Source organism: Paenirhizobium cremeum (assembly GCF_047553425.1).
Lineage (GTDB): Bacteria > Pseudomonadota > Alphaproteobacteria > Rhizobiales > Rhizobiaceae > Allorhizobium > Allorhizobium cremeum.
The window spans coordinates 13,624-40,039 of sequence record NZ_CP180217.1 but is presented as its reverse complement, the minus strand read 5'-3'; the positions used below and the strand labels follow the sequence as shown (position 1 = coordinate 40,039).

Below are 26,416 nucleotides of genomic sequence, written 5' to 3'. Positions count from 1 at the left end.
AGAGACTTATGACCTTATCCACTATGCAATTTTAGGGGTTTTTGGTCAATTCTTTCCGAAAATAAAACCTGCGCGTGAAATTGCAGCTATCGCAGTGATGGCAAAAAATACATACCAAAAGTTGTGTCTCGTCGACATTCTGTATCGTTCCGGGACAGATTCCACACTTATGGTTGAATCCACGACGCCACGTGAATTCAACGCCAGTCCCGAAAGAATACGGCCGTAGGGGTCGATTAGCGCCGAAATGCCGTTATTGGCGTCCCGAATGAGGGGGAGACCGGTCTCAACGGCGCGAATTCTGGCTTGCAGAAAGTGTTGATAGGGACCGGGGCTGACACCGAACCAGGCGTCATTGGTGATGTTCAACAGGGCTTTCGCCTCGCGGAGATCATCCGTCCATTCGTCCGGAAAGATGATCTCGTAGCAGATCAAGGGATAAAGGCCGATCCCCGAAGGCAGGGTCAGCATCGAGCGCTGGGAAGCCGCCGAGAAGCCGCCCGGCAGGCTGATAACATTGTCGAAGCCCAAGCGGCGCAGGATGTCCTCGTAGGGCACATATTCACCGAAAGGCGTGAGGTGCACCTTGTCCGAGGCCGCCAGCATCTGCCCCTTGTCGTCGATCAGATAGACGGAATTGTAATAACGCGGCGCAAGACCGGCTCCACGGTCCTCGGACCGGACGGCGCCGGTAATCAGCACCTGTCCGTCCTGGAGCAGGTCGCCAATGCGTGCCAGAGCATCCGGGTTTTCGGTCAGGATGAAGGGCACGGAGGTTTCCGGCCAGACGATGATATCCGGCCTGGGCTTTCCAGGCGCTGACGGCTGGGCCGAAAGCGCCAGATGCTCGTTGAATATCTCGACCCGTTCGACGTTTTCGATCTTCCGCGCCTGATCGACGACCGGCTGCACCAGACGAATATTCAGGCTGGCGGTGTCCGGGCGGTTCTCCACCGGCAGGGACAGGCGCCAGGCTCCGTATCCGAGATGGGCCGCCAGCAGCAAGGCAGCGACCGCCAGTCCCGGCACCATGCCCTTGCGCGTGCCGATCAGCGCCGGTGCGGAAAAGGCGAAAACGGCAAGTGTCGTCACGCCGAGCACACCGATCACATGAGCCGACTGCATCATCAGCGGGATCGGCATCGCTCCATAGCCGATGGCATTCCAAGGGAACCCCGTTGCCACGAAACCGCGCAACCACTCGGCAAGACCGAAGCCCACGGCAAGCGCGGCAAGGCGCCCCCAGCCGTCCGACCAGAGAAGCCGGGCGACCAGCGTCGCCAGACCATAGAAGATTGCGAGCACGGCCGGCAGACCGACGATGGCGAGCGGCAGCGCCCAAGCGAACTCGTCGGCCTCCACTAGCAGGGCGTTTCCAAGCCACCACAGTCCGGCGACGAAATAGCCGAAGCCGAATAACCAGCCGGTCAGAAAAGCGGAGCGCAGGCCGAACGAGTGCCTTCGGTCGGGATTTCCGGTCACCCCGTCAAGCAACCAGACCAGCAAGGTAAATGAAACGAAGAGGGCAGCGAAGAACCCTATGGGCGGCAAAGCCAGGGCGCCGATCGCGCCTGCGACGATTGCCAAAAGGGCACGCCTGACGCCCCAGAGCAGCATGATCCTGCCCGCCAGCCTCTCCATGCTTTCTCCCTCGCCTCGCGCCGTGCGAATCACGGCGCGGGCAGTCTCCCAAAATTCGCGGGAGTTGTCCCGTCGTTTGAGGACGGGAGCGTCAGGATGCGACGCTGGTGTCCGTCGGCGAACCTTCCGCGCCGGGTGACGCGTTCGCCGACTTCGATCCGCCAGTCACGGCTGCGGCGGTTTCCGTCTCCGCCTTGGCGCGGCGGCGTACCTGGGGCCGTTTGCGAGTGATGCGTATCCGCTTGATACGGCGCGGATCGGCGTCGAGAATCAGGAATTCAAAACCCGGAAGGGCCTGCACGACCTCTCCGCGCACGGGAATCCGACCAAGGGCGGAGAAAATCAGCCCACCCAGCGTGTCGACTTCGTCGATCTGATCGCGCACGTCGAAATCGGGGCCGATCGCTTCCGCGATCTCCTCAAGCTCCACGCGCGCATCGGCGACGAACACGTCGTCGGACGTGCGCGTGAACATGGCCTCGTCGTTATCGTGCTCGTCATCGATGTCTCCGACGACCATCTCGACGATGTCCTCGTGGGAAACGAGGCCGTCCGTGCCGCCATATTCATCGATCACCAGGGCGATCTGCGTGCGCGCCGCCTGCATCCGGCTGAGGAGGTCGGAAGCGAGCATGGATGGCGGTACAAACAGGATCGACCGCACGATCCCGGCTTCCGCGACTGTCTTGGAAAGATCAACGCGGCCGAGGTCGAAATCGGCCTTGGCACCACGAGCAGGTTTATCGGCCTTTCCCGTCGCCTCGGAACCGGGCTCACTCGATCCGTTGCCGTTGCGCCGCTTGTTACGGGCCTGTTTCGTCACATAGGAGAGAAGGTCGCGGATATGCACCATGCCGCGCGGGTCATCGAGCGTTTCACTGTAGACCGGCATGCGCGAGCGACCGGAGACCTCGAAGATGGTCATCAATTCGCCGATGCTGACATTCTGGTCCACGGCCTCAATATCGGCACGCGGCACCATGATGTCCTCGACCCGGACCTCCCGGAAGCGAAGTATGTTGTTCAGCATCGCCCGTTCGTCGGGGGTGAACACTTCGCTGGTGACGGCGTCTTCCTTCAACGCATCCGTCAGGTCTTCACGCAGGCTCGATGCCTGGCTCGGCCTGAGGATGCGTACGGCACGCGCCCAAATCGAGTTGCGTTGTCGGCCGGGCGTCTCCGGCCGCGAAGGACTACTGCCTTCGTCCGAAGAGGAACCCTCCGACCCTTCATCGGCCTCTGCGGCCACTTTCGTCGAAAAATCGTTCATTGGTCCTGACTATCAAAGCGGGTCCTGCCCCGCATAGGGATCAGATAAGCCAAGTGAGGCCAAAATGCGAGTCTCCAGAGACTCCATTCTTTCCGCCTCCTGCTCTTCCATGTGGTCATAACCGAAAAGATGCAGGAATCCGTGCACCATGAGATGCGTCAGATGCTCCTCGAAGCTCTTGCCGAGATCGACTGCCTCCCGCGCCACAGTTTCCCGCGCTATGATGATATCACCCAGCATGGGACCGGGCTTGCCGCCCGGTACCAGCGGAAAGGCCGGAAAGGAAAGTACGTTGGTCGGCTTGTCCTGGCTACGCCACTCTGCATTGATGTCCCGGATCGTCTCGTCGTCGCAGAAGACAAGCGACACCTCCACCGGCATGGCGGGGAAGGGTTGCTTCTCCTCGTCGCGGAGGAAATCCGCTGCCGTGCCGAGCACTCGAGAGGCCATGGCCTCCAGCACGTCTTCCGTCGGCCAACCTTCCGTTTCGATCGATATCTGTATGTCCAGCAACTGCATCAGGTGTCGTTTCGACCTTAAAGGTCGATCTTTTCGCTTTCTTCGTGCACCGCATACTGGGCATCATAGGCCTTAACGATACGTCCGACCAGCGGATGTCGCACCACATCGACATCCTTGAACCGCACGACGGAGACGCCTTCGACACCCTTCAGGATCTGCAGGGCCTCGACCAGACCGGAGGTCACGCCCCGCGGCAGGTCCACTTGGCTCGGGTCGCCGGTCACGATCATGCGGGCGTTCTCGCCGAGACGGGTCAGGAACATCTTCATCTGCATCGAGGTGGTGTTTTGGGCCTCGTCGAGGATGACCGCGGCGTTGGAAAGCGTGCGGCCGCGCATGAAGGCGAGAGGCGCGATTTCGATGACGCCGGCGGTAATCGCCCGCTCGACCTTATCGCCCGGGATCATGTCGTAAAGCGCATCGTAGAGGGGCCGCAGATAGGGATCGACCTTTTCCTTCATATCGCCCGGCAGGAAGCCCAGGCGCTCGCCGGCCTCGACGGCCGGGCGCGACAGCACGATCCGATCGACCAGGCCGCGCTCCAGCAACTGGGCGGCATGTGCCACAGCCAGATAGGTCTTGCCGGTACCGGCCGGGCCGACGCCAAACACCAGTTCGGAACGCTCCAACGCCCGCATGTAGGCATCCTGGGTCGGAGTACGCGCTGCAATCGTCTTCTTGCGCGTGGAGATCTGCGCCATCGTCAGTTTGGCCTTGCGCTCCATCGTCGGCAGCGTCAGTTGATCGTCGGCGGCAACCGCCATACGGATGGCTCCTTCCACATCGGAAATTTCCACCGTGCCGCCGCTCTGAAGCCGGGCATAGAGGAAATCGAGAGCCCTGCGCGCCTGATTGGTGGCGACCAAATCACCGGAAATGGATACGGAATTGCCCCGCGCTCGCGCGTCGACCTGGAGGCGCTGCTCCAGCAATTTGAGGTGCTGATCGAATTGCCCGAACAGTTCGCTGGCAAAGCGATTGTTCTCGAACGTCAAGATGAAGTGATTGGCGTCGGTCGCAGCGGTGCGGGTGTTGCGCGAAGGTGAAGAAATCACTTCTTGTGCGTTCAAGCGATAAGGCTCCTGCTCGATCAGGTATCAGGCCCTCACTCTAACTCTCTGCCACCTCGGCAAACAAGCTGTTTGGGCCGGCTGCGGTGATTCGTACCTTTATAATGTCACCGATTTGCGATGACTTTGCATCAACATTCACAGACTGCAGCCATGGAGAGCGTCCGATCAGCTGTCCCGGCATCCGTCCCGGCTTCTCCAAAAGTAGGTCGATTGTCTCGCCAATCAAGGAGCGGGCGAATTCCTGCTGCTGCCGGAGCAGCAAATCCTGCAGTCGCGCAAGCCTTTCGGTCTTCACATCCTCCGGTACCTGATCGGGGAGATCGGCTCCGGGGGTTCCCGGACGGGTCGAATACTTGAACGAATAAGCCTGTGCATAACCGACCTTGCGGACGAGTTCGAGCGTCGCTTCGAAGTCTTCTTCCGTCTCGCCGGGGAAGCCGACGATGAAATCACCTGAAAGGGCGATGTCCGGACGGGCCGCGCGAATGCGCTCGATCAGGGCAAGATATTCGGCGGCCTTATGACGGCGGTTCATCGCCTTCAGGATACGGTCCGATCCCGACTGAACTGGCAAATGCAGATAAGGCATCAGCATCCTGAGATCGCGGTGCGCCTCGATCAGCCGGTCGTCCATGTCGCGGGGATGGCTGGTGGTATAGCGCAGGCGGGCCAGTCCCGGAATCTCCGCCAGCCGGTAAAGGAGATCGCCAAGGCCCAACTCCCGCCCCGCGGCATCGACGCCATGCCAAGCGTTGACGTTCTGGCCGAGCAAAGTGAGTTCCCGCACGCCGGTGGCAACGAGCTTTTCCGCTTCTCCAACGATCTGTGCGAGCGGCCGAGAAACCTCAGAGCCACGCGTATAGGGAACGACGCAGAAGGTGCAAAACTTATCGCAGCCTTCCTGCACAGTCAGGAACGCGGTGACGTTGCGCGGGCCGGTCTTTGCCTTCTTCGGATCGGGAAGGTGCTCGAACTTGTCTTCCAGCGCATATTCCGTATCGACCACGCGCTCGCCCGTGCGGGCGCGCTTCAGAGCCTGTGGCAGGCGATGATAGGTCTGCGGGCCGATCACCACGTCGACAGCAGGTTCACGTCGGGAGATTTCCTCGCCTTCGGCCTGAGCAACGCAACCGGCTACGCCGATCATGAACTCGCGGCCTTCGGCGGCGCGTGCCTTCTTGGTCTCGCGCAGACGGCCGAGCGCGGAATAAACCTTTTCAGCAGCTTTTTCTCGGATGTGGCAGGTGTTGAGCAGGACGAGATCCGCCTCTTCCATTTCCTCCGTCGCGACATAGCCTTCGGCGGCCAGCGCATCGGTCATGCGGCCGGAGTCGTAGACGTTCATCTGGCAACCATAGGTCTTGATGAAGACCTTGCGCGATGCTGCGGCTGCGCCGGCTTCCGGAAGGTCGGAAACGGCGGAAATGGCGATATCCTGGGTCATGCCGGCTATTTAGTGGTTTTTGTGCGTCGATAAAACCGAAAAATCACGCATCGTGCCGCGGCCGTCCGCGCAGGCGGGCAAGCAGCATCCTGCGCATGCGGCTTTCGACGAAGGCGGCGAGATGCTTGCGGTTGCTGCCATCGCGGTAATCATATGTCTCGCCGAAGCTGACGTCCACATCGAGGGCACCGGCTTTCAACACGCCCATGAGATGGGGCAGAAGCGTCACATCGCCCGGCCATCCGGCGATAGGGCGATGGTAGCGCCCCATGGGCAGGCCCTGCACGCGGGTATAGGCAATCGCCACCGGCTGCACATGCACGACGCCTTCGGGAGCAAGCGGCAGCGCAACTGCCGCCGCTCCGAAGAGCGATGTCTTCACCTCCAGGACGCGGTTTCCGTCAGATGTGGTTCCTTCCGGGAAGAGCACGACGATCTCGCCATCCGCCATGCGGGAGGCAATCTCGTTCACCTGGTCGCCGGTGCGGCGCCGCTCCTCGCGAACCACGAATATGCTCTTCTGCAGCTTGGCCAGGGTTCCGAAGACCGGCCAGGACGCCACTTCGGTCTTGGCGATGAAGACGACATCGGCCAATGCGCCCAGGACGAGGATGTCCTTCCACGAGGCATGATTGGCGGCGAGCATCAAAGGACGTCGGCGGTCGATCGCGCCGTGGACATGAATACGGATGCCAAGCATGCGGCAGGCAATGCGATGCCAGAGCCGCGGAAGCCGCCGTCGCAGCCTCCAGTCGAAGGCAAGGGCCAGGACCTGGACAGGAGCCAGAACGAGCGTCACGATCGCCAGAATGGTCATGGTGACGACAATGCGCAACCAGTCGATCAAGCCGCAGCCTCCGGGCGGGAGTTCATCGCTCAGCCTTCGTCCTTGGCGATCGGCACACCATAGAGCTCAAGGCGATGGCCGACGAGCTTGAAGCCATGTTCACGGGCGATGCGCTCCTGCAATGCCTCGATTTCCGGTGAGTGGAACTCGATGACATCGCCATTCTTCAGGTCGATCAGATGATCGTGATGCTCCTCGGGAACCGTTTCGTACCGCGAGCGGCCATCGCGAAAATCGTGACGTTCGATGATGCCGGCATCCTCGAACAGCTTCACCGTGCGGTAGACGGTAGAAATGGAAATGCGGCCGTCGACCTTCACCGAACGCCGGTAAAGTTCCTCGACATCGGGATGATCCGCCGATTCTTCCAATATGCGCGCGATAACGCGGCGCTGTTCGGTCATGCGCATGCCCCGTTCGGCACACAACGCTTCCAGCGATTTCGGAGTGTCGTTCATGGCCCCGGGTTCTCTTCGCACAAGGGTAACGATCGAACGGAACTAGCGAAGATCGCGGCGCATGACAAGCGCCGACGACCGCCGACCATTTTCATCGGCATAATATGCCGGCCGTTCGCCTGCCCTTTCAAAGCCGAGCTTTCGGTAAAGGCCGAGAGCGGGCGCATTGCCATCATCAACCTCGAGGAACATGGTTTCCCCGCCGCGACTTCTCGCCTCGCGCATCGCTGCCTGCATCAGCCGCCAGCCCAGGCCGAACCGGGCGGTCTTTTCATTGACGGCAATCGTCAGGATCTCGGCCTCGCCGGCAACCTCTCGGGCCAGCACGAATCCGGCCAGCGGGGCCTTGAAGATCAGCGTATTGGTTTGCCACATGACAAAACCGAAGGAACTCGGCTGCAGCAGCAGGCTCAGAAATTCACCGTCGTTCCACGGCCGGGCAAACCGCTGGGCATGGAGACCGGCGACCTCGGCGCAATGCTCCGCGGTCATAGGTACGATCTCGAACTCAGGCGGACGGTAGAAATAGGTATCGCGCATTGATCTGATGCCCTGGGATTTCATGTTCTGGCAACCGCAAAGCCGGCCTGCGGCTTGGCATCGGGGCCACGCAGATAAAGGGGTTTCGGCGATGTCGTCGCTTCGGTTTCAGCCCCGAGACGGGCGACGATTTCGATCGGAAAATGATCCGGCGACGTTGGTGCTGCGGGATCGTGTGCCAGAGCTTCCGCCGAACCGACGACATGATAGGCCCCACCTCGCGCAAGGGCCAGGAAGGTGTTGAGGCTTTCGATACGTGCCTTGTCGAGCGGATCGCCTGCAATCGAGAATGCCTGGAGATAGATCTCGTCGCGCTTGGCATCCATCGCCGCCAGCACGGGTTTGCTCGTCTCGCCGCTTGCGCCGGCGATAACGGCGAGCGTCGAGACGCCGACGGCCTCGACACCCAAGGCCAAGGCAAGGCCCCGAGCGGTCGCCACGCCCACCCGGATACCGGTGAACGACCCGGGACCGATCGTGACTGCGATACGGTCGATCTCATCGAGAGAAAGCGAGGCCTGGGCGAGCGCCTCATCGATCATGCGCATCAGATGCTCCGCATGGCCCCGACCGAGTGTTTCGGTCGCAGTCCCCAGGATCTCGCCCTTACTGCTGTCATAGATCGCGGCGGAACAATCGACGCCCGCCGTATCGATCGCCAGAACGATCATCTCCTCCCCCTGCCGGCCCGTATCAGACCGCCTCGACTTCCTGCACTTCCGGCACGAAGTGCCGCAGCAGGTTCTGCACGCCATGCTTCAGCGTGGCAGTCGAGGATGGGCAGCCTGAGCAGGCGCCCTTCATGTTCAGATAGACCTTGCCGTTCTTGAAACCGCGGAAGGTGATGTCGCCGCCGTCCTGGGCAACGGCAGGACGGACGCGCGTTTCAAGCAGTTCCTTGATCGTCGCGACGATGGTCTCATCGCCCGCGTCGAAGAATTCGCCATCCGCATCGGTTTCGTCGGGCGCGGCGACCGAGCCCATAACCTTGGCGCCGCTCATGAAGTGCTCCATGATCGTACCGAGTATGGCGGGCTTCAGATGTTGCCATTCCGGGCCATCCTTGGTGACGGTCACGAAATCGTAGCCGAAGAAGACACCGGTCACACCGGGAATATCGAACAGCCGAGCGGCGAGCGGGGAAACCGCGGCGCTGTCGACATCGCGAAACTCGGCGGTACCGCTTTCCATCACCACCTTGCCGGGCAGGAACTTCAGGGTCGCCGGGTTCGGCGTGGCTTCCGTCTGGATGAACATTTGAACCTCCGGGCGACGTTTTACGCATCGCCGATAAAATTAGAATTCTTCAAAAGAAGATAGGCCCGATGGGAGGCCGCTTCAAGTGAGATTTGACGATTGCCATCTTCCCTAGCAGAGGGCGTCGATTTCCTCGTCCGTCAGTGAATCCGGCAGGACAGTCACCGGAATCGGAAATGCCGCGCCGCGACCTGCGATCATCGAAACCAGCGGTCCCGGCCCCTCCTTGGTCGAACCGGCCGCCAGAACGAGAATCGCGATATCGCGGTCCTCCTCGATAAGCGCGTTGATTTGCGCTGCCGCACTGCCTTCACGGATAACGATCTCGGGCTCGATGCCGATCGTCTCGCGCACGGTCTGGGCGGCCTTCGCCATCACGGCCTCCGCCTCCTCGCGCGCCTCGGCCCTCATGATCTCCTCGACACCAAGCCATTGCTGGAAGTCACCTTCCGGAATGACGTAGATCAGCACGAGGCCGCCGTTGGAGTTCTTGGCGCGGCGACCGGCATAGTGCACGGCGCGCGAGCATTCCGGCGTATTGTCGATCACCGCCATGAACTTGCGGCGGTGACCCTCAAGGCGTGAAAGCCGTGTTGAAACCATTCAGGACCCCGCCGCCGGATCAGTTTATCTTCCACCCTGTCCGCGGCCGGCTCCGGTCGAACGGCCGCGTGACTCGTCGGGACTTTACTTCACGAAGCCGATAATGTCGCGGACTTCGTTCATGGTTTTCTCGGCCCGCGCCCGCGCCCGTTCGCCACCGTCGCGCAGGATGCTGTCGATGTGGGCGGGATCGGCCATCAGCCTGCGCATCTCGGCGCTGATCGGCGACAACACCTCCACCGCAAGATCCACCAGCGCCGGCTTGAAAACCGAGAACTGCTGACCGCCGAAATCCTTCAGCACGTCCTCCTTGGACTTGTCGGCAAGCGCTGCAAAAATACCGACCAGGTTGTCGGCTTCCGGACGACCCTTCAGCCCCTCCGTTTCGCTCGGAAGCGCGTCCGGATCGGTCTTCGCCTTGCGGATCTTCTTGGAGATCGCCTCGGCATCGTCCATCAGGTTGATGCGGGAGAGGTCGGACGGGTCCGACTTCGACATCTTCTTGGTGCCGTCCTTCAGGCTCATGACACGCGGCGCCGGGCCATCGATCAGCGGCTCCACCATCGGGAAATAGGCATGAACGGGTTCGTCGCCGACCGTGATGTCGATGCCCTGGCCGGCCCGGCGGATATGGTCCATGAAGTCAAGGTTGAACTTCATCGCGATATCGCGGGTCAATTCGAGGTGCTGCTTCTGGTCCTCGCCCACCGGAACGTGGGTGGCACGGTAGACAAGGATGTCGGCCGCCATCAGGCTCGGATAGGCATAAAGACCGAGCGAGGCCTGCTCACGGTCCTTGCCGGCCTTGTCCTTGAACTGCGTCATGCGGTTCATCCAGCCGATGCGAGCAACGCAATTGAAGATCCAGGCAAGTTCCGCATGCTGCGGCACGGCCGACTGATTGAAGACGATATGGCTCTTCGGGTCGATGCCGCTCGCCAGGAAGGCGGCGGTGATCGAACGGATCTGGCCCGGCATGTCTTCGTGAACGAGCTGCGCAGTCAATGCGTGCAGGTCGACGACGCAATAGATGCAGTCGTTGTTTTCCTGAAGGGCTACGAATTTCCTGATAGCGCCGAGATAGTTGCCGAGATGAAGGTTGCCGGTCGGCTGAACGCCGGAGAAAACCAGCGGCTTGAACTCACCCATGATTGTCCTCAACAGGCTGGTGGAGGGCCCGATCTGTCGATCGAAATACGTTGGGCTTATGCACCGCCGCGAACCGGCAATCAAGGGGCTCGTTGGATGGCGATCAGCCGGCGTGTTCTATGAGATCCCAGTGGTTTCCGTAGAGATCCCGGAAAACGGCGACGGTGCCGTAAGGTTCATGACGCGGCGCCTCGAGGAAAGTCACGCCGGCGGCACAAAAGGACGCATGATCCCGGACGAAATCGTCAGTCTTCAGGAAGAAGCCGACGCGACCGCCCGTCTGGTTACCGATGGCGGCAAACTGTGCATCCCCATCGGCCTTCGCCAGCAACAGGGCAGCGCCTTCGCCGCCTGCCGGCCTCACCACCACCCATCGCTTGGCGCCGGGCAGGTCCTTGTCCTCCAGGCATTCGAAACCGAGACATCCGCAATAAAACGCCTTGGCGCGGTCATAGTCATCAACGACGATAGTGACGAGAAAGAGCGATTGGCCAGACATGGAAAACTCCGGAACGGGAGGCCGAACCATGCCGCACGGATGGTGCTCCATCAACTCGAAAGACACGCATTCCGGCAAGCATTTGACATAACTTGACACAAGAAATAGCTAATCCTAATTCGTGGTATTGTGTTCCACATTTTTTCCATATTCCGAAATGAAATTGCCACCTCCGAAATCGGCTCCGACTACGGACGCCATTTTTCAGGGGGATGCCATGCGCACGGTCATTCGCGTCATGCTTGCCTGCCTCATGACACTCACGACGCAAGTCGACGTCAATGCCGGGGAGACCCGGAAAAACCGGACCACCACATTGAAACACGATTACACGGCCGCCTATACGCTGCAACGGATCAGCGTTCGGGCCAGTTGCTTTCCAAAAAGCCTGCGGGTGATCCTTGCCCATATCGCCCGACAGACCGGACGGCGGCTTATCATCACGTCGGGACATCGGCCCCGTTCCGGCCGCTCACAACACCGGCATTGCCACGCTGCGGATTTCCGGATTCCCGGCGTTTCGGAAAAGAGAATTCTCCTGGCGGCCGCGAGCGCGCCCGGTATCGGCGGGATCGGTCGATACTGCAACGGCCTGGTGCATGTCGACATAGGGCCCAAGCGCCGCTGGGCCCATTGCGGCAGGGGCGGTGGCAAGGGCAGCCTCGCCAACCTGAAGCCTCGAACGAAATCGTGATTCAAGCCTCTGGCGTGGCCGCGCTCGGCTTTCGCTTGAGGTTCCGACGCAGCATGCCGAGATTGGCTCCGCCGATGGCGAAAGCGACGCCGAAATAAACCGCCATGGCAACAGCAATCAGTCCGGCGAGAGCGGTAACTTGCGTCAGAAGCGGCGACTGCGGCGTCAGCCAGCCGGACCACAGGTCCGAAAGATAGACCAGCACAACGGCCATCAAAGCCGCTGCAGCCAGAAGCCTCAGCGTGCGCCCGACCAGCGGCCATTCCCATTCGAGATGGCCGCGCCGATAAAGTGTTGCGCCCAGCAGCAGCGTATTCGTCCAGCCGGCAGCGGCTTCGGCGACAGCGATGCCGCGTTCGGCGATCAGCGGGAAGAGGCTGACGGCAAGAGCCGTGTTGATGACCACAGAAATGCCGGTGAACCGCATCGGCGTGCGCGTATCCTCACGCGCATAGAAGCCCGGCTGCAGCGCCTTGATGAGCACGAAGCCCGGCAGGCCGAGGCCATAGATGGCAAGGATACCGGCAACGACCGCGGTGTTCTGCTCCGAGAACGCACCACGTTCATAGAGTACCCGGATGATCTCGTCGGAGAGCACCCAAAGGGCGGCAGCCGCCGGCAAGGTGAGGAACAGCACGAACTCGATGGATCGGTTCTGGGTATTGGCGGCTTCCTTCATAAAGCCGGCCTTCAACGCGCGTGCAAGTTCCGGCAGGAGAACGACGCCAACGGCAACCCCGACGACACCGAGCGGCAATTGGTAGATGCGATCGGCATATTGCAGCGCTGCGATGGCGCCTTCCTTGCCCGATGCGATCGCCTGCCCGATTATCTGGTTGATCTGGGTGATCCCGCCCGTAACGGCTGCGGGAATTGCCAACACCAGCAGCCGCTTCACATTAGGGGTAACGCGCGGGAACTTGAAGGCGATGTTCATGCCGGCGTGGCGAACCCCGGCATAAACCACGGCGAGTTGGAGAATGCCGGCGCCGAGCACGGACCACGAGAGATACCAGGCCGTCGCCTCCGGATCTGAGCCGGTATAAAGCGCCCAGAACAACGCGCCGATCATCATGACGTTGAGGAAGACGGGGGCGATCGCGGCGGCGAAGAAATGATGCAGCGAGTTCAGCATGCCGCTCAGCATCGCCGTCAGAGACATGCACATCAGGTAAGGAAACATCACCGCCGCGAGGCGCACGGTGAGCGAGAACTTGGCGTCGTCGCCGACGAAGCCCGGCGCGATGATCCACGACACCAGAAACGGCATGGCGAGTTCCATGACGATGGTTATCAGCATCAGCACGGAAAAAAGGACGCCGAAGACCTCTTCGGAGAAACGCTTGGCGCCGTCGACGCCATTCGCCTCGATCTCCTTTGCGAAGAGCGGCACGAATGCGGCGTTGAAGGCCCCTTCGGCAAAAAGCCGGCGAAACAGGTTCGGAAAGCGGAAGGCGGCGTAAAAGACGTCCGCCATCGGTCCCGTGCCGAGGGCTGCCGCCATCAACGTCTCGCGGGCAAAGCCGAAGACGCGGCTACCGAGCGTCGCACCGCCGACGGTCATGAATTTCTTGACGAGGCTCATCTCAGGCCCGGGCTTTCTTCGGCAATGCCTGCGGCTGCGCAAGCGACGCGCCGGCAGCAGGAGCCGCGCTGCGGTCGCGCGGCTCGTCATTCTGTTCCGCCATGACGGATTTGAGGCGCGTGGCTATGCTCGCCTGACGGTTCTCGCTCGTAACCTTCTGACCGACCAGATCGGTGACATAAAAGGTATCGATGACCTTTTCGCCAAATGTTGTGATGCGCGCCGAGTGAATGTCGAGCGAAAGGTCCGCCAGAACGGCCGTGATCTCGGCCAGAAGACCGATACGGTCGAGGCACTCGACCTCGACGACAGTGAACTTGTTGGACAGGCTGTTGGAAATGGTAACGTCGGGCTGAACGGGGAAGGTCTTGTTCTTCTTCTTGCCCTTGCTGCGGGTGGCGATCACTTCCGGCAGGCGTTTCTTGCCCGACAGAACGTCCTCGATCATCTTTCCGATGGTCGCGGCGCGGCGCATCTCGTCCTCATCGATCGGAAACTCGCGGTTGACCATGATGGTATCGAGCGCGCGCCCGTCGGAGGTCGTGAAGATCTGTGCATCGGCGATGTTGGCGCCAGCTGCGGCGCAAGCGCCCGCAATGACCGACAACAGACGCGGATGGTCGGGGGCCAGCACGGTGATCTCGGTGATGGCGTGGAAGGAGTCCGTGCGCACCATGGTTGCAAGCGCCTGCCCAGCCTTGTCGGCCTGACGAATGAAGTGCGCGTGGCGCACCTGGTCCTCCAGGGCAACCGACAGGAGATAGGGCTCGTAGTGCAGCTTGGTATAGCGCTTCTGATCCTTCTGGCTCCACCCGCCGAGCGCATGGGCAAGCTGTTCCGCCGCATGGCGGGCGCGTTCCTTGCGCGGCACCTGGGAGAAGCCGCCAGACAACAGCAATTCCGTTTCGTAGTAGAGCGTGCGCAAAAGCTGGCCCTTCCAGCCGTTCCAGACACCGGGGCCGACAGCACGGATATCGCACACGGTCAAAACCAGCATCATGTTCAACCGATCAAGCGACTGGATCTTCTCGGCGAAGTCGGTGATCGTCTTGCGGTCGTGCAGGTCGCGGGTCTGCGCCACCATCGACATCAGGAGATGCTGTTCGATGAGCCAGGCGACAAGCTCCGTCTGCTTGGGGTTCAGGCCGAAGCGCGGGCAGAGCTTGCGTGCAACCCTTGCGCCGGCAATCGAATGATCCTCCTGCCGCCCCTTGGCAACGTCGTGGAGCAGCACCGCGACATAGAGCGCCTGTCGTTCCTCGATAGCGGGCATTACCTTGGCGGCCAGAGGATGAAGCTCCTCGGCCTTGCCCTTATCGATCTCTGACAGAACTTCCACCGTGCGGATCAGGTGTTCATCGACGGTATAGTGATGATACATGTTGAACTGCATCATCGAGACGATCTTGCCGAATTCGGGAATGAAGCGGCCGAGCACGCCCGCCTCGTTCATGCGCCGCAGGATGAAGCCCGGATCGCGGCGTGACGTCAGGACGTCGAGGAAAAGACGGTTGGCCTCCTCGTTCTCGCGGAACTCATGATCGATCAGCGACAGCGAGCGCGTGACGGCTTTCAGCGCATCCGGATGAAACTCCAGGCCGTTGAGATCGGCCACGTGGAAAAGCCGCATGATCGCAATCGGGTCGCGCTTGAAGACGTCAGGCCGGGCGAGCGCGATCCGGCCGCGGTCATCGAGGAAATCGACCGTTCCGGCGATCTTGCGCGGCCGGTTGGCAAAGCGGCCGATTGCGGCGGTAATGCCCGGCGCGGCCTTGGCCTGCTGTTCCTCGAGCGTCGCGGCGAAGATGCGGGTGAGATCCCCGACATCCTTGGCGATCAGAAAGTAATGCTTCATGAAGCGCTCGACGGCCGAGAGGCCCGGACGAGCCTGATAGCCGAGGTTGCGGGCAATCTCGGGCTGGATGTCGAAATAAAGCCGCTCCTCCGGCTTGCCGGTCAGGTAGTGCATATGGCAGCGCACCGCCCAGAGGAAATCATCCGCCTTCTGGAAGAGGTGCCATTCCTGCCGCGACAGCACGCCGAGGCGCACCAGGTCGCCGGAATCACGGACGTGATACTTGTACTTGGCGATCCAGAAAAGGGTCTGAAGGTCGCGCAGGCCGCCCTTGCCTTCCTTCACATTGGGTTCGACGAGATAGCGGCTGTCTCCGGCCTTGCGGTGACGTTCATCGCGCTCGGCAAGCTTCGCGGCGATGAATTCCGGCGCCGTATTGTTTGTTACTTCCTGGTCGAAACGGCGATGCAGTTCGCTGACCAGATCCTCCTTGCCGCAGACGAAGCGCGTTTCGAGGATCGCGGTGCGGATCGTCATGTCGCCCTTCGAAAGCCGGATGCATTCGTCGATGCTGCGCGTCGCGTGACCGACCTTGAAGCCCATGTCCCACAGCAGATAGAGCATGAACTCGACCGCCTTGTGCATGGTATCGGAAAGCTTCTGGGGCATCAGGAAGAGCAGGTCGATATCGGAGCCTGGCGCGAGCGTGCCACGTCCATAACCGCCGACCGCAGAAACCGCGATCCCATCGGCGCTGCCAGGATAGACATGGGTTATGGCGATCTCGAAGATCACCGCAACGAGCTGATCCTGGATGTCGGAAATGCGCCGGGCGCAGTTCAGTCCGCTTCCGTCCTTGAATAGGAGTTCACGCGCCTTCTCGCGACCGTCACTGCTCGCCTTGCGCAAAACGGGAAGCAAGGCGGCGCGCGTTTCCAGGAGATTTCCGGCGTGGGTTCGGGCGATGGTGTCGCACTCAGCCTTGAGTGCGGCGATATCGATCAGATCCGCATGTTCGTATTCGGTCTTGGCCATTATTGCTGCAGGCTTTCGTGGCTTGCCGGCTTTTTCAAGGCGGCGACGGATGGCGCTATAGCGCCTTTGCGGCGCACCGGACAAGCATATTAGCGTTCAAGGCTTGCCAAGTTGTTTCTTGAGATCGTAAAGCGCCTCGAGCGCCTGACGCGGTGTCATGTCGTCGAGATCGAGGGCCTTCAACGCCTCCTCCACCTTGGACGGGCCTGCCTTCGATGCCTCTTCGCGGCGTACCGCCACCTGAAACAGCGGCAGATCGTCGATGAGCGAACTTGCCGGGTTCTTGCGGTCGGCGTCTTCCAGCCGGCTCAGCACATCGCGGGCGCGGGAGACAACGGATGCCGGCAGGCCCGCAAGGCGCGCAACCTGAATGCCGTAGGATCGGTCGGCGGCGCCCGGACCGACCTCATGCAGGAAGATCACGTCGCCGTCCCATTCCTTGACCCGCATGGTGACGTTGGAAAGCCTGAGCAGCTTTTCCGACAGCACCGTCAACTCATGGAAATGGGTGGCGAAAAGCGCCCGGCAGCGGTTTACCTCATGCAGGTGTTCAACGGCCGCCCAGGCAATCGACAGGCCGTCGAAGGTCGCCGTGCCTCGGCCGATCTCATCAAGGATGACCAGCGACCGGTCGGTGGCCTGATTGAGGATCGCCGCCGTCTCGACCATCTCGACCATGAAGGTCGAACGGCCGCGCGCGAGGTCGTCGGATGCACCGACACGGGAAAACAGCCGGTCGACGACGCCGATATGGGCCGAGCCAGCCGGCACGAAGGAGCCCATCTGTGCCATGATGGCGATCAGCGCGTTCTGGCGCAGGAAAGTCGACTTACCACCCATGTTCGGGCCGGTCAGCAGCCAGATCGCCCCGGTATCGTCAGATCCATCCGGGGACAGGTTGCAGTCGTTGGCTATGAAGGGGCTTGCCGCCTGCCGGCGCAGCGCCTGTTCGACCACCGGATGCCGGCCGGCGACGATTGCGAACATGCGGCTGTCGTCGACCAGCGGACGGCAATAGCCCTGCTCCTCGGCGAGCGTCGCAAGACCTGCCGCGACATCGATGACTGCAAGCGCACGGGCCGCCGCCTTGATCGGCTCGGCCGCGGCGACGACAGCCGCCAGCATACGATCGAAGGCTTCGAGTTCAATAGCGAGCGCCTGACCCGCGGCATTGGCGATACGGCTTTCGAGATCGGCAAGCTCGGTCGTGGTGAAGCGCATGGCGCTCGCCATCGTCTGGCGATGGATGAAGCGGGCCTTGGCGGCCTCTCCCTCCGTCATCGTGCCGGAGTTTCCGGCGGTCACCTCGATGAAATAACCAAGTACGTTGTTATGCTTGATCTTCAGCGACTTGATGCCGGTCTCCTCGGCATATTGCAGCTGGAGACCGGCGATGACACGCCGCGACTGATCCCTTAGCGCCCTGACCTCGTCGAGTTCAGGAACGGCACCCTCCCTCAGGAATCCGCCATCACGCTTCAGCAGGGGAAGATCGTCCGCCAGCATCGAAGCGAGCAGTTCGCCGACGGAGACGGGAAGCGCCGCGAGGTCGGCGACGGCAGCAGCGAGTTCGTCCGGCAGGGGCATACCGGCCAGTCGCTCGCCCACTTCTCGGGCGGAAGCGAGACCTTGCAGGATCGCGCCGAGATCGCGCGGCCCGCCACGGTCAAGCGCCAGCCGCGAAAGCGCCCGCGGCATGTCCGGCACCCCCTTCAAGGCGTCATGCAGTTGTTCGCACAGCGCCGATTCACTCAGCATGAAAGCAATGGAATCCTGACGAGCGGAAATGGCAGAGGGATCGGTCAGCGGCGACATCAGCCGCTCGGCCAGAAGGCGGGCACCGCCACCGGTCACCGTACGGTCGATCGCCTTCAGGAGCGATCCGTTACGGTCACCGGAGAGTGTCTTGACCAGCTCCAGATTGGCGCGCGTCGCCGGATCGATGAAAAGCGTCGAGGACGCGCTTTGCCGCTCCGGAAGCCCGAGCGGGGGGCGCTCCGATATCTGGGTCTTCTCGACATAGGCGACAGCAGCGGCCGCGGCTGCGATCTCGGCACGGCTGAAGGAACCGAAACCATCAAGGGTGCCAACGCCGAAATACCGGGCAAGACGGGTCTCAGCCGTGGCGCTGTCGAACAGCACGCCCGGCTGAGGCACGACCACGCGCCCCAGCACATCGAAGACCGGCTTCATTTCGGGATCGTGGAACAGCGTGTCGGGCACGATCAGTTCACGCGGCTCGATCCGGAGAATGTCGGCGAGAAGCCGGCCTTCTTCCGACTCGGCCAGTCGGAAGATGCCGGTCGAGATATCGATCCAGGCCAGCGCGAGCTGCGGCGTCGAGCCGCCACGGATGCGGGCAAGCGCCATCAGATAGTTCGATTCGGATGGCGACAGAAGCTTCTCTTCGGTCAGCGTGCCGGGAGTGACGAGGCGCACGACGTCACGGCGCACGACGGATTTCGAACCGCGCTTCTTGGCTTCCGCAGGGTCCTCGACCTGTTCGCAGACGGCGACGCGGAAGCCCCGCGCGATCAGCTTTTGCAGGTAGTCGTCGGCCGCATGCACCGGCACGCCGCACATGGGAATGTCATAGCCGAGATGCTGGCCGCGCTTGGTGAGCGTGATACCGAGCGCGCGGGACGCCTCGACGGCATCCTCGAAAAACAGTTCGTAGAAATCCCCCATCCGGTAAAAAAGCAGGCTGTCCGGATTGGCCGCCTTGATCTCGATATATTGCTCCATCATCGGGGTCGCGGAGGCGCGACTTTCCTCGGAGGCAAGCTCGGCGGCATTAAAGACTTCGTTTGCGGGCGCGGTATTGATCGTCACGGGCCAAAGTTTTCTTGAAAAAGACGTCGGGCAACACTAACGACCTAAGCCGAGCAAAAACAACCACCAAGGACAGCCGCACGCATGGCTGCCCACAACAAGGTTCGAGGGAACATGCCAAGCAAGGATCAAGGGAAAGCCGTCAAGACATCCGTTACCGAACAGGAAGCGCTGGATTTCCACGCACAGGGACGCCCGGGTAAGCTGGAAATCACCCCGACCAAGGCGATGGCCACGCAACGCGACCTATCGCTCGCTTATTCACCGGGCGTCGCGGTTCCGGTCAAGGCGATCGCCGCCGATCCCGCCACGGCCTATGACTACACCACCCGCGGCAACATGGTCGCCGTCATTTCCAACGGCACGGCGATCCTCGGCCTCGGCAATCTCGGGGCGCTCGCCTCGAAACCCGTCATGGAAGGCAAGTCCGTTCTCTTCAAGCGCTTTGCCGACGTCGATTCGATCGACCTCGAAGTCGATACACAGGACGTCGAGGAATTCATCAACTGCGTCCGCTATCTCGGGCCCTCCTTCGGCGGTATCAACCTTGAGGACATCAAGGCGCCCGACTGCTTCATCATCGAGCAGCGCCTTCGCGAACTCATGGACATCCCGGTTTTTCATGACGACCAGCACGGCACCGCGATCATCGCCGCCGCCGGCCTCATCAATGCGCTCGAACTGACCGGCCGCGACTTCAAGACGACGAAGCTCGTCTGCAATGGCGCAGGCGCAGCGGCCATCGCCTGCATCGAGCTCATCAAGGCCATGGGTTTCAACCCCGAAAACATCATCCTCTGCGATACCAAGGGCGTGATCTACCAGGGCCGCAGCGAGGGGATGAACCAGTGGAAGTCCGCCCATGCCGTCAAGACGGACCGTCGCACGCTGAAGGAAGCGATGGAAGGCGCCGACGTCGTGCTCGGCCTCTCCCAGAAGGGCGCGTTTTCGGCCGAGATGATCCGCTCGATGGCGCGCAACCCGATCATCTTCGCCATGGCCAATCCCGATCCGGAAATCACGCCGGAAGAAGTCGCTGAAATCCGGACGGACGCGATCATGGCGACCGGGCGTTCGGACTATCCGAACCAGGTCAACAACGTTCTCGGTTTCCCCTACATCTTCCGCGGCGCGCTCGACGTCCGCGCGTCGTCGATCAACGACGCCATGAAGATCGCCGCGGTCCACGCACTTGCCGCCCTCGCCCGCGAGGATGTGCCGGATGACGTGGCCGCCGCCTATCAAGGCCAACGGCCGAGGTTCGGCGCGCAGTACATCATTCCGGTACCCTTCGATCCGCGTCTTATTTCCTCCATCCCGGTTGCGGTGGCCCGCGCGGCAATGGAGACCGGAGTGGCACGCAAGGAAATCACCGATCTCGACGCCTATGCGCGCGAACTTTCCGCTCGCAAGGACCCGATTGCCGCCACCACCCAACAGCTCTACGAGCGGGTGCGCCAGAATCCGAAGCGCGTTGTCTTCGCCGAGGGCGAAGAGGAACAGGTGATGCGCGCTGCAATCGCCTTTGCCAACCAGGGCCTCGGCACCGCCATTCTGCTCGGCCGCGACGAGCCGCTGAGGGCGACCGCCGAACGCGCCGGCATCGATCTCGACCGTCCCGGTATCGAGCTTGTCAACGCCCGCGTTTCCACGCGGGTCGAGGCCTACACCGAATATCTCTATTCGCGCCTGCAGCGGAAAGGCTACCTGCACCGCGACTGCCAGCGTCTCATCAACACGGATCGTAACCATTTCGCCGCCTGCATGGTGGCGCTCGGCGATGCCGATGCCATGGTCACCGGCACCACCCGCAATTATTCAACCGCACTGGAAGACGTCCGCCGCTGCATCGACCCACAGCCCGGCCACCGTGTGATCGGCGTTTCGTTGGCCTTGACGCGAGGCCGTACCGTTCTGGTGGCCGATACCGCCGTGCACGACATGCCGACGGCGGAAGAGCTTGCCGATATCGCCGAGGAGGCCGCTCACGTCGCGCATCGTTTGGGTTACCAGCCGCGCGTCGCACTTCTGGCATACTCGACCTTCGGCCACCCGACCGGCGAGCGCTCGGAGCGACTGCGCGAGGCCGTCAAGATCCTCGACAAGCGCAAGGTCGATTTCGAGTATGACGGGGAAATGGGGGCCGATGTGGCGCTCAATGCCCACCGCATGGAGCAGTATCCGTTCTGCCGTCTTTCCGGCACGGCCAACGTGCTCGTGATGCCGGCGATCCATTCTGCGGCAATTTCCACCAAAATGCTGCAGGAACTCGGCGGATCGACCGTCATCGGCCCGCTTCTGGTCGGCCTCGAAAAATCGGTCCAGATCGCCCAGATGGGCGCCAAGGATACGGACATCGTCAATATGGCGATGATCGCAGCCTATAACGCGCTCTGATCCCGGCTCGCTTCGTCCGGATCGATGCCCGCCGACCGGACGAAACCTTCGAGTGCCGCCATGTCGGCGGCGAGAGCCTCGCGCAGCCACGATCCGAAGGCCTCGACCTTCGGATCGTGGGATGCATTTTCAGCCGTTACCAGGTAATGCCCGTCCCCAGTTGCGGCGAAAGGTCCGAAGGGCACGACCAACTGTCCGCTCTGGATTGCATGGGACGCCAATGTCTGCCAGGCCAACATGACACCCTGGCCGGCGATCACCGCATCGAGGCATAGCGACGCCTCATTGAACACATGTCGTCCGGCAACCCGGCCAACCGGCAACCCCGCACGTTCAAGCCAGACATCGCGCGAAAACAGGGCGCGCGCGTCAACAACCCACGGCATATCAAGAAGATCCGCAGGCGAAGAGAGGCTGGCGGCCAGTGCCGGCGTACAGACGGGAAAGACACGCTGCTGCAGAAGCAGGTCGGCCCGTGCGCCCGGCCAGCGACCTTTTCCAACCCGGATACAGAGATCGACATCGCCGACATTGGGGTCGGCAAGGCGGTCGGTGGCATCGAGCCGGATACGGATGTTCGGATAACGCTCGGCAAAGAGCCCGAGCCTGAAAACGAGCCATCGCGCGGCAAAGACGGGTGCGACCGAGATCGTCAGTACGTCATCGCGCTCGTGGCGCACCACTTCCACCGCCCGGGAAAGACCTCCAAAGGCCTCCGTCAGTCGTGCCAGGAACTCTCTGCCGCCCGGCAGCGCCACGAGGCCTCGGGGCTCGCGCGCAAAAAGCGTGCGCCCGAGCTGTGTCTCGCACTTGATGATCTGCTGGCTGACCGCACCGATCGTCACGCCGAGTTCATCCGCGGCAGCCTGCAGCGAACCGAGACGACCGACCGCCTCGACCGCCCGCAAGCCGTTCAGGGTTATCATGTTCAGGTTACGCATATAGAAAATCTACAATCGCTTGCCGAATCCATCAATGGATGATCGCACAACACAGGACTACGTTGCTGGAATAGAAAACCTTTTTCATTTTCTCAAAACCGGAGTTCGAACCATGCTCAAGATATTCTTGATCTGGACCGACCTGTTTCGCCGTATCGTCGGGTCCCATGAAGGCCGTACCGCCTATCGGCGCGATCCGCTCAGCCATCCGGAAATTGCGGCCATGAGCGAACGCCAGAAGGGCGACTTGCCCTTCGACGCTTGCACGATCCTGCCGGATTGAATGCCTGGCAGCTTATCAGCTGGAGAATCGGCCGGCGTCCGCGCCATAATAATTCACGTAGCGGCCCGAAATGCTCTTGATCGGAAGCACGATCAGCACGTCCGTGGTGTTGAAGGCATGATCCACCACGGCACCGTTTCCGACCATGGCGCCAAGGCGCAGATAGCCTTTAATCAGCGGCGGCATGGCGGAAAGCGCCTTGCGGGCATTGATCGCCTCGACCGGCATCAGGTCCATCTCGCGATAGAGTTCCGGCTTTGCCGAAACTGTCCACTCACCGCGAACGCCGGTATTGTGATGCAGGAAGGACAGCGCCAATGCATGCTCTTCGGGGTGAACCCCTGGGAAAGAGCCGCAGCCGAACATCGCGTCGGCGCGATGGAGAAGCGCATAAGCCCAGCAGCCCTGCCACAGGAGCTCGACTGTACGTTTGGTGCGGTAGGCGGGCAGGACGCAGGAACGTCCGAGCTCCATGAACCGTTTTTCGGGATGGCGGGCGACCAGTTCGCTGATCGCGAACTCCGAATCCGAATAAAAGCCGCCATGGGCCATGGCCACTTCGTGCCGTAACAGGCGGTAGGTGCCAACGATCTGGTCTTCCGGATCGCCTTCGAGCGAACGATCGAGCACCAGCAGGTGATCGCAAATGGCATCCCAGGTATCGACGTCACGCTGGCGGCGAGCCGCTTCCGGCGCAACCTGAGCCTTCATCTCCTCGACGAAGACACGATAACGCACCGCCTGGGCGGCATCGATCTCGCGCTCGTTTCGGGCAAGCCTCGTTTCCAGCGAGCCTATACGGCCGAGCAAGCCCTCGGAATCCGGCTGAGCGGAGGTCGCGGACGCTGCGCCGCCATCAAGCAGGGACTTTCCATCCAGAAGTTCAATGCTCATCGCGACTCGTCCAGGTTAAGCTAGAGGTGATAAAACACGGCTGTACGACAAGAAAGTGACAGAGACTGTCACGTTTAGGTGGCCCCGTAATGTCCGGGATGCGCGGCGATGCCGTCATTTTTTTGCCTGCGTGCGACATGGTTGAAGCCTACACTTTCGCTCGCCTGTGCGCCAGCACTTCATCCAGCAAGATAAACCCGGCGCCGATGGTAATCAGGCTGTCCGCGAGGTTGAAGACAGCGAAGGACCACGTCCGCGTGTGGAACAATATATAATCAACAACATGGCCGTAGACAAAACGATCGATCAAATTGCCGAGCGCGCCGGCGATAATGAGGGCGAAGCCGAGATGAGCGAAATGGTGGTCGCGCCCGGTGCGATGCCAGAGCCAGAGCACGAATGCCACGATCGTCAGCCGCAGGGTGACGATGAACCAGCCGCTGGTATCGGACAGCATGGAAAAGGCAACGCCGAGATTATAGGTGCGGTAGAGCGCCAGCATCGGCATCACCGGCACGGCCTCGTTCAGCGGCAGGTAAAGCTCCACGGCATATTTGATCGCCTGGTCCAGCACCAGCATCAGCACGATGAGCACGAAGGCCGCGAAGGGCCGCGTCAGTCTTTCCAGAAATGTCGTCATCGGCTTCCGTCGAGAGCAAGGAGATGGCGTCGTACCTCGAACAGCATGACGCCGGTCGCAACCGCGAGATTCAGCGAGTCGGCTCGTCCCGTCTGGGGGATGCGCGCCAGTGCGTCGGCCGCACCGGCCAGATCGTCCGGCAGACCCGACTGCTCGTTGCCCATCATCAGGATCACGGGCTTGCTGCGATAGTCGATGGTGCGGTAGTCGACGGAACCGGCCAGATGCGTTGCAACCAGGCGCGCGCCGCATGAGCCCTTCCATTTGAGGAAATCACCGGCACTCGTGCGCACCAGGGGAACCGCAAACAAAGACCCCATCGTCGCGCGGACGGTTTCCAGCGAAAACGGATCGGTGCAATCGCCGACCAGCATGACCCCGGAAGCGCCGGCGGCATCGGCTGTACGGATGATCGTCCCGAGATTGCCGGGATCACGCACACGATCGAGCGCCACCCAGGTCTCGCTGCCGACAGGCCTCACATCCTTGAGGGCCTTCCAGCGCTGGTCGAAGATGCCGGCCACCATCTGCGGATTGTCGCGACGGGTGATTGCCGACATGACCTTTTCGGAAACCTCGAGCACCAGTCCGCCCGAGGCGACCGTGCGGGCGGCAACCTTCTCGACCAGCGGCTTACCCTTGGCTGCCTTGGAATAGACGAGCGTCCTGATCGTCCAGCCGAGATCGAGCGCGTCGATCACCAGCTTAAGCCCCTCGGCCATGAAGGTCTTCGTCTCGTCGCGCGCCTTTTTCTGCGCAAGCGCCTTGATGTCCTTGACGATCGGGTTGGCAAGGCTGGTGATTTCCTTCACCTGGCCAACGCGCCGCGCGCCATCGTTCCTGAAATCGTCGTTCATTTCGGCACCCAGCGACTGAAAAGGGAGGTGGAAAGCGCCCGGCCGGGCGTCTTGCCGTCGAGACCGGCTTCGCGGATCACCAGTTCGCCTGATTCGACGATGCCGCCCTTGCCGCGCATGGTTTCACGCATCAGTTCGTGGATCGAATAGAAACTGGCCCGGATCGAATAGGCCGTCAGCACCAGTCCGACCGCCTTCGGCGAGAGCAGTTCCCGGCATATATCGAGCATCAGGGGCAGGTGATCGAAAAGCTGCCAGACCTCGCCATTGGGTCCGCGCCCGAATTTCGGCGGGTCCGTGAGAATGATGTCGTAGCGGCTGCCACGACGCTCTTCCCGCTGGATGAACTTCATCGCGTCCTCGCAAATCCAGCGGATCGGCGCCCTATCCAGACGGCTCAACGCCTGATTTTCGCGCGCCCAGCCGATCGCCTTCTTCGAGGCGTCGACATGCGTGACCTCGGCGCCGGCGGAAGCTGCAACCAGCGAGGCAACACCGGTGTAGCCGAACAGGTTCAACACCTTGAGCGGCCTTCCCGCTTCCTCGACCCGCTCCTTCATCCATGTCCAGTGAGCGATCTGCTCGGGGAACACGCCGACATGGCGGAAAGAGGTAAAGCGCCCGAGAAAATCGATGCCGAGCAGAGAAAGCGGCCAGGTTTCGCCCAACGCCTCGCGCGGGAAGCGCCATCGACCCATGCCATCCTCGTCGGTGTCGCCCGTGAAAATGGCATCGGCGCGCTCCCATACATGCGACGGAAGAGCCTTCGGCCAGAGGGCCTGGGCCTCTGGCCGGACGATGCGATAAGGGCCGTACTGTTCAAGTTTCAGGCCTTCGCCGCTGTCGATCAGGTGGAAGTCACCGGCTCCCGGCGATTCAAGGATCAGGGGCACACGTTCGGCAGGCGGTTCACCGGTCCGGATCATCAGGGCGCGCGCCGACTCGGCCGCCACCCTGACGGAAGAGGCCTCGGCTTCGGCCCGTGGCGGGCGCTTGTCGGCAGAGCGGGGCCGCTCTTCGCGTCCCTTGCCGGCAGATCCCTTGGCACCGTCCTTGCCGCCGCGCGGACCTGGCCGGCTTGCGCCCGCAGAAGAGCCTCCCGGCCCGCTGCGCATCGGTCGGCGATCCCTGTTCTTCACGCCCATATCCTACACTTGTGT

At 61.7% G+C, this 26,416-nt stretch carries 24 protein-coding genes; 3 read left to right on the top strand and 21 right to left on the bottom strand.

What is annotated here, in order from left to right; all coding sequences use genetic code 11:
- Positions 1-45 precede the first annotated feature (45 nt).
- The 13 genes from lnt to ACLBKR_RS00140 form a co-directional block, all read right to left on the bottom strand.
- A complete protein-coding gene (gene lnt, locus ACLBKR_RS00200) occupies positions 46-1,641 on the bottom strand; it encodes an apolipoprotein N-acyltransferase (protein WP_414900185.1) in 1,596 nt (531 codons plus the stop codon).
- A 91-nt stretch (positions 1,642-1,732) separates the two neighbouring features.
- The gene (locus tag ACLBKR_RS00195) at positions 1,733-2,911 is read right to left on the bottom strand and encodes a hemolysin family protein (RefSeq protein WP_414900183.1); all 1,179 of its coding nucleotides are present in this window, start codon (positions 2,909-2,911) and stop codon (positions 1,733-1,735) included.
- 12 nt (positions 2,912-2,923) lie between these two features.
- Complete coding sequence (gene ybeY / locus ACLBKR_RS00190; RefSeq protein WP_112827702.1) at positions 2,924-3,430, bottom strand: rRNA maturation RNase YbeY; 507 nt, start codon at positions 3,428-3,430, stop codon at positions 2,924-2,926.
- A gap of 17 nt (positions 3,431-3,447) precedes the next feature.
- A complete protein-coding gene (locus ACLBKR_RS00185) occupies positions 3,448-4,503 on the bottom strand; it encodes a PhoH family protein (RefSeq protein ID WP_113338381.1) in 1,056 nt (351 codons plus the stop codon).
- A gap of 40 nt (positions 4,504-4,543) precedes the next feature.
- Positions 4,544-5,950, bottom strand: coding sequence for a tRNA (N6-isopentenyl adenosine(37)-C2)-methylthiotransferase MiaB (gene miaB / locus ACLBKR_RS00180; protein ID WP_113338382.1), 1,407 nt, complete (start codon positions 5,948-5,950; stop codon positions 4,544-4,546).
- Positions 5,951-5,993: 43 nt separating this feature from the next.
- Positions 5,994-6,797: a lysophospholipid acyltransferase family protein gene (locus ACLBKR_RS00175; RefSeq protein ID WP_113338383.1), complete on the bottom strand. Its 804-nt coding sequence runs from the start codon at positions 6,795-6,797 to the stop codon at positions 5,994-5,996.
- Between the two features lie 29 nt (positions 6,798-6,826).
- Positions 6,827-7,255 (bottom strand): Fur family transcriptional regulator, encoded by a 429-nt coding sequence (locus ACLBKR_RS00170; RefSeq protein WP_112827698.1) that lies wholly within the window; start codon positions 7,253-7,255, stop codon positions 6,827-6,829.
- 42 nt (positions 7,256-7,297) lie between these two features.
- The gene (locus tag ACLBKR_RS00165) at positions 7,298-7,795 is read right to left on the bottom strand and encodes a GNAT family N-acetyltransferase (RefSeq protein WP_113338598.1); all 498 of its coding nucleotides are present in this window, start codon (positions 7,793-7,795) and stop codon (positions 7,298-7,300) included.
- A 20-nt stretch (positions 7,796-7,815) separates the two neighbouring features.
- Positions 7,816-8,466, bottom strand: a complete 651-nt coding sequence (gene tsaB / locus ACLBKR_RS00160) for a tRNA (adenosine(37)-N6)-threonylcarbamoyltransferase complex dimerization subunit type 1 TsaB (protein ID WP_113338384.1) — start codon at positions 8,464-8,466, stop codon at positions 7,816-7,818.
- 22 nt (positions 8,467-8,488) lie between these two features.
- A complete protein-coding gene (locus ACLBKR_RS00155; RefSeq protein WP_113338385.1) occupies positions 8,489-9,052 on the bottom strand; it encodes a NifU family protein in 564 nt (187 codons plus the stop codon).
- Positions 9,053-9,163: 111 nt separating this feature from the next.
- Positions 9,164-9,655: a universal stress protein gene (locus tag ACLBKR_RS00150; RefSeq protein WP_112827694.1), complete on the bottom strand. Its 492-nt coding sequence runs from the start codon at positions 9,653-9,655 to the stop codon at positions 9,164-9,166.
- Between the two features lie 84 nt (positions 9,656-9,739).
- Entirely contained in the window at positions 9,740-10,804 is a 1,065-nt protein-coding gene (trpS, locus tag ACLBKR_RS00145) for a tryptophan--tRNA ligase (protein ID WP_112827693.1), read from the bottom strand.
- A 103-nt stretch (positions 10,805-10,907) separates the two neighbouring features.
- Positions 10,908-11,303, bottom strand: a complete 396-nt coding sequence (locus ACLBKR_RS00140; protein ID WP_113486035.1) for a VOC family protein — start codon at positions 11,301-11,303, stop codon at positions 10,908-10,910.
- Between the two features lie 217 nt (positions 11,304-11,520).
- Between ACLBKR_RS00140 and ACLBKR_RS00135 the strand changes: the two genes are divergently transcribed.
- Complete coding sequence (locus tag ACLBKR_RS00135) at positions 11,521-11,997, top strand: DUF882 domain-containing protein (RefSeq protein ID WP_112827691.1); 477 nt, start codon at positions 11,521-11,523, stop codon at positions 11,995-11,997.
- 1 nt (position 11,998) lies between these two features.
- On the opposite strand, the gene murJ is transcribed toward ACLBKR_RS00135, so the two are convergent.
- From murJ to mutS, 3 genes are all read right to left on the bottom strand, one after another.
- On the bottom strand, positions 11,999-13,582 hold the full coding sequence (murJ, locus tag ACLBKR_RS00130; RefSeq protein WP_113486034.1) for a murein biosynthesis integral membrane protein MurJ: 1,584 nt from the start codon (positions 13,580-13,582) through the stop codon (positions 11,999-12,001).
- A 1-nt stretch (position 13,583) separates the two neighbouring features.
- Positions 13,584-16,412: a [protein-PII] uridylyltransferase gene (locus tag ACLBKR_RS00125; RefSeq protein WP_113446965.1), complete on the bottom strand. Its 2,829-nt coding sequence runs from the start codon at positions 16,410-16,412 to the stop codon at positions 13,584-13,586.
- A gap of 96 nt (positions 16,413-16,508) precedes the next feature.
- Entirely contained in the window at positions 16,509-19,244 is a 2,736-nt protein-coding gene (mutS, locus tag ACLBKR_RS00120; protein ID WP_414900175.1) for a DNA mismatch repair protein MutS, read from the bottom strand.
- A 114-nt stretch (positions 19,245-19,358) separates the two neighbouring features.
- On the opposite strand from mutS, the gene ACLBKR_RS00115 reads away from it, so the two are divergent.
- Positions 19,359-21,641, top strand: a complete 2,283-nt coding sequence (locus ACLBKR_RS00115) for an NADP-dependent malic enzyme (protein WP_113447119.1) — start codon at positions 19,359-19,361, stop codon at positions 21,639-21,641.
- On the opposite strand, the gene ACLBKR_RS00110 is transcribed toward ACLBKR_RS00115, so the two are convergent.
- Complete coding sequence (locus ACLBKR_RS00110) at positions 21,626-22,582, bottom strand: LysR substrate-binding domain-containing protein (protein WP_113446966.1); 957 nt, start codon at positions 22,580-22,582, stop codon at positions 21,626-21,628. The two genes, ACLBKR_RS00115 and ACLBKR_RS00110, sit on opposite strands and share 16 nt — an antisense overlap.
- 112 nt (positions 22,583-22,694) lie before the next feature.
- Between ACLBKR_RS00110 and ACLBKR_RS00105 the strand changes: the two genes are divergently transcribed.
- Complete coding sequence (locus ACLBKR_RS00105) at positions 22,695-22,865, top strand: hypothetical protein (protein ID WP_414900172.1); 171 nt, start codon at positions 22,695-22,697, stop codon at positions 22,863-22,865.
- 15 nt (positions 22,866-22,880) lie between these two features.
- On the opposite strand, the gene ACLBKR_RS00100 is transcribed toward ACLBKR_RS00105, so the two are convergent.
- From ACLBKR_RS00100 to ACLBKR_RS00085, 4 genes are all read right to left on the bottom strand, one after another.
- Complete coding sequence (locus ACLBKR_RS00100) at positions 22,881-23,759, bottom strand: GNAT family N-acetyltransferase (RefSeq protein WP_112827687.1); 879 nt, start codon at positions 23,757-23,759, stop codon at positions 22,881-22,883.
- 148 nt (positions 23,760-23,907) lie between these two features.
- On the bottom strand, positions 23,908-24,399 hold the full coding sequence (gene lspA / locus ACLBKR_RS00095; RefSeq protein ID WP_113446967.1) for a signal peptidase II: 492 nt from the start codon (positions 24,397-24,399) through the stop codon (positions 23,908-23,910).
- On the bottom strand, positions 24,396-25,256 hold the full coding sequence (locus ACLBKR_RS00090; RefSeq protein ID WP_113446968.1) for a TrmH family RNA methyltransferase: 861 nt from the start codon (positions 25,254-25,256) through the stop codon (positions 24,396-24,398). The genes lspA and ACLBKR_RS00090 overlap by 4 nt, the downstream gene beginning before the upstream one ends.
- Positions 25,253-26,395, bottom strand: coding sequence for a class I SAM-dependent methyltransferase (locus ACLBKR_RS00085; RefSeq protein ID WP_414900169.1), 1,143 nt, complete (start codon positions 26,393-26,395; stop codon positions 25,253-25,255). Before ACLBKR_RS00085 ends, ACLBKR_RS00090 begins: the two co-directional genes overlap by 4 nt.
- Between the last annotated feature and the right edge of the window lie 21 nt (positions 26,396-26,416).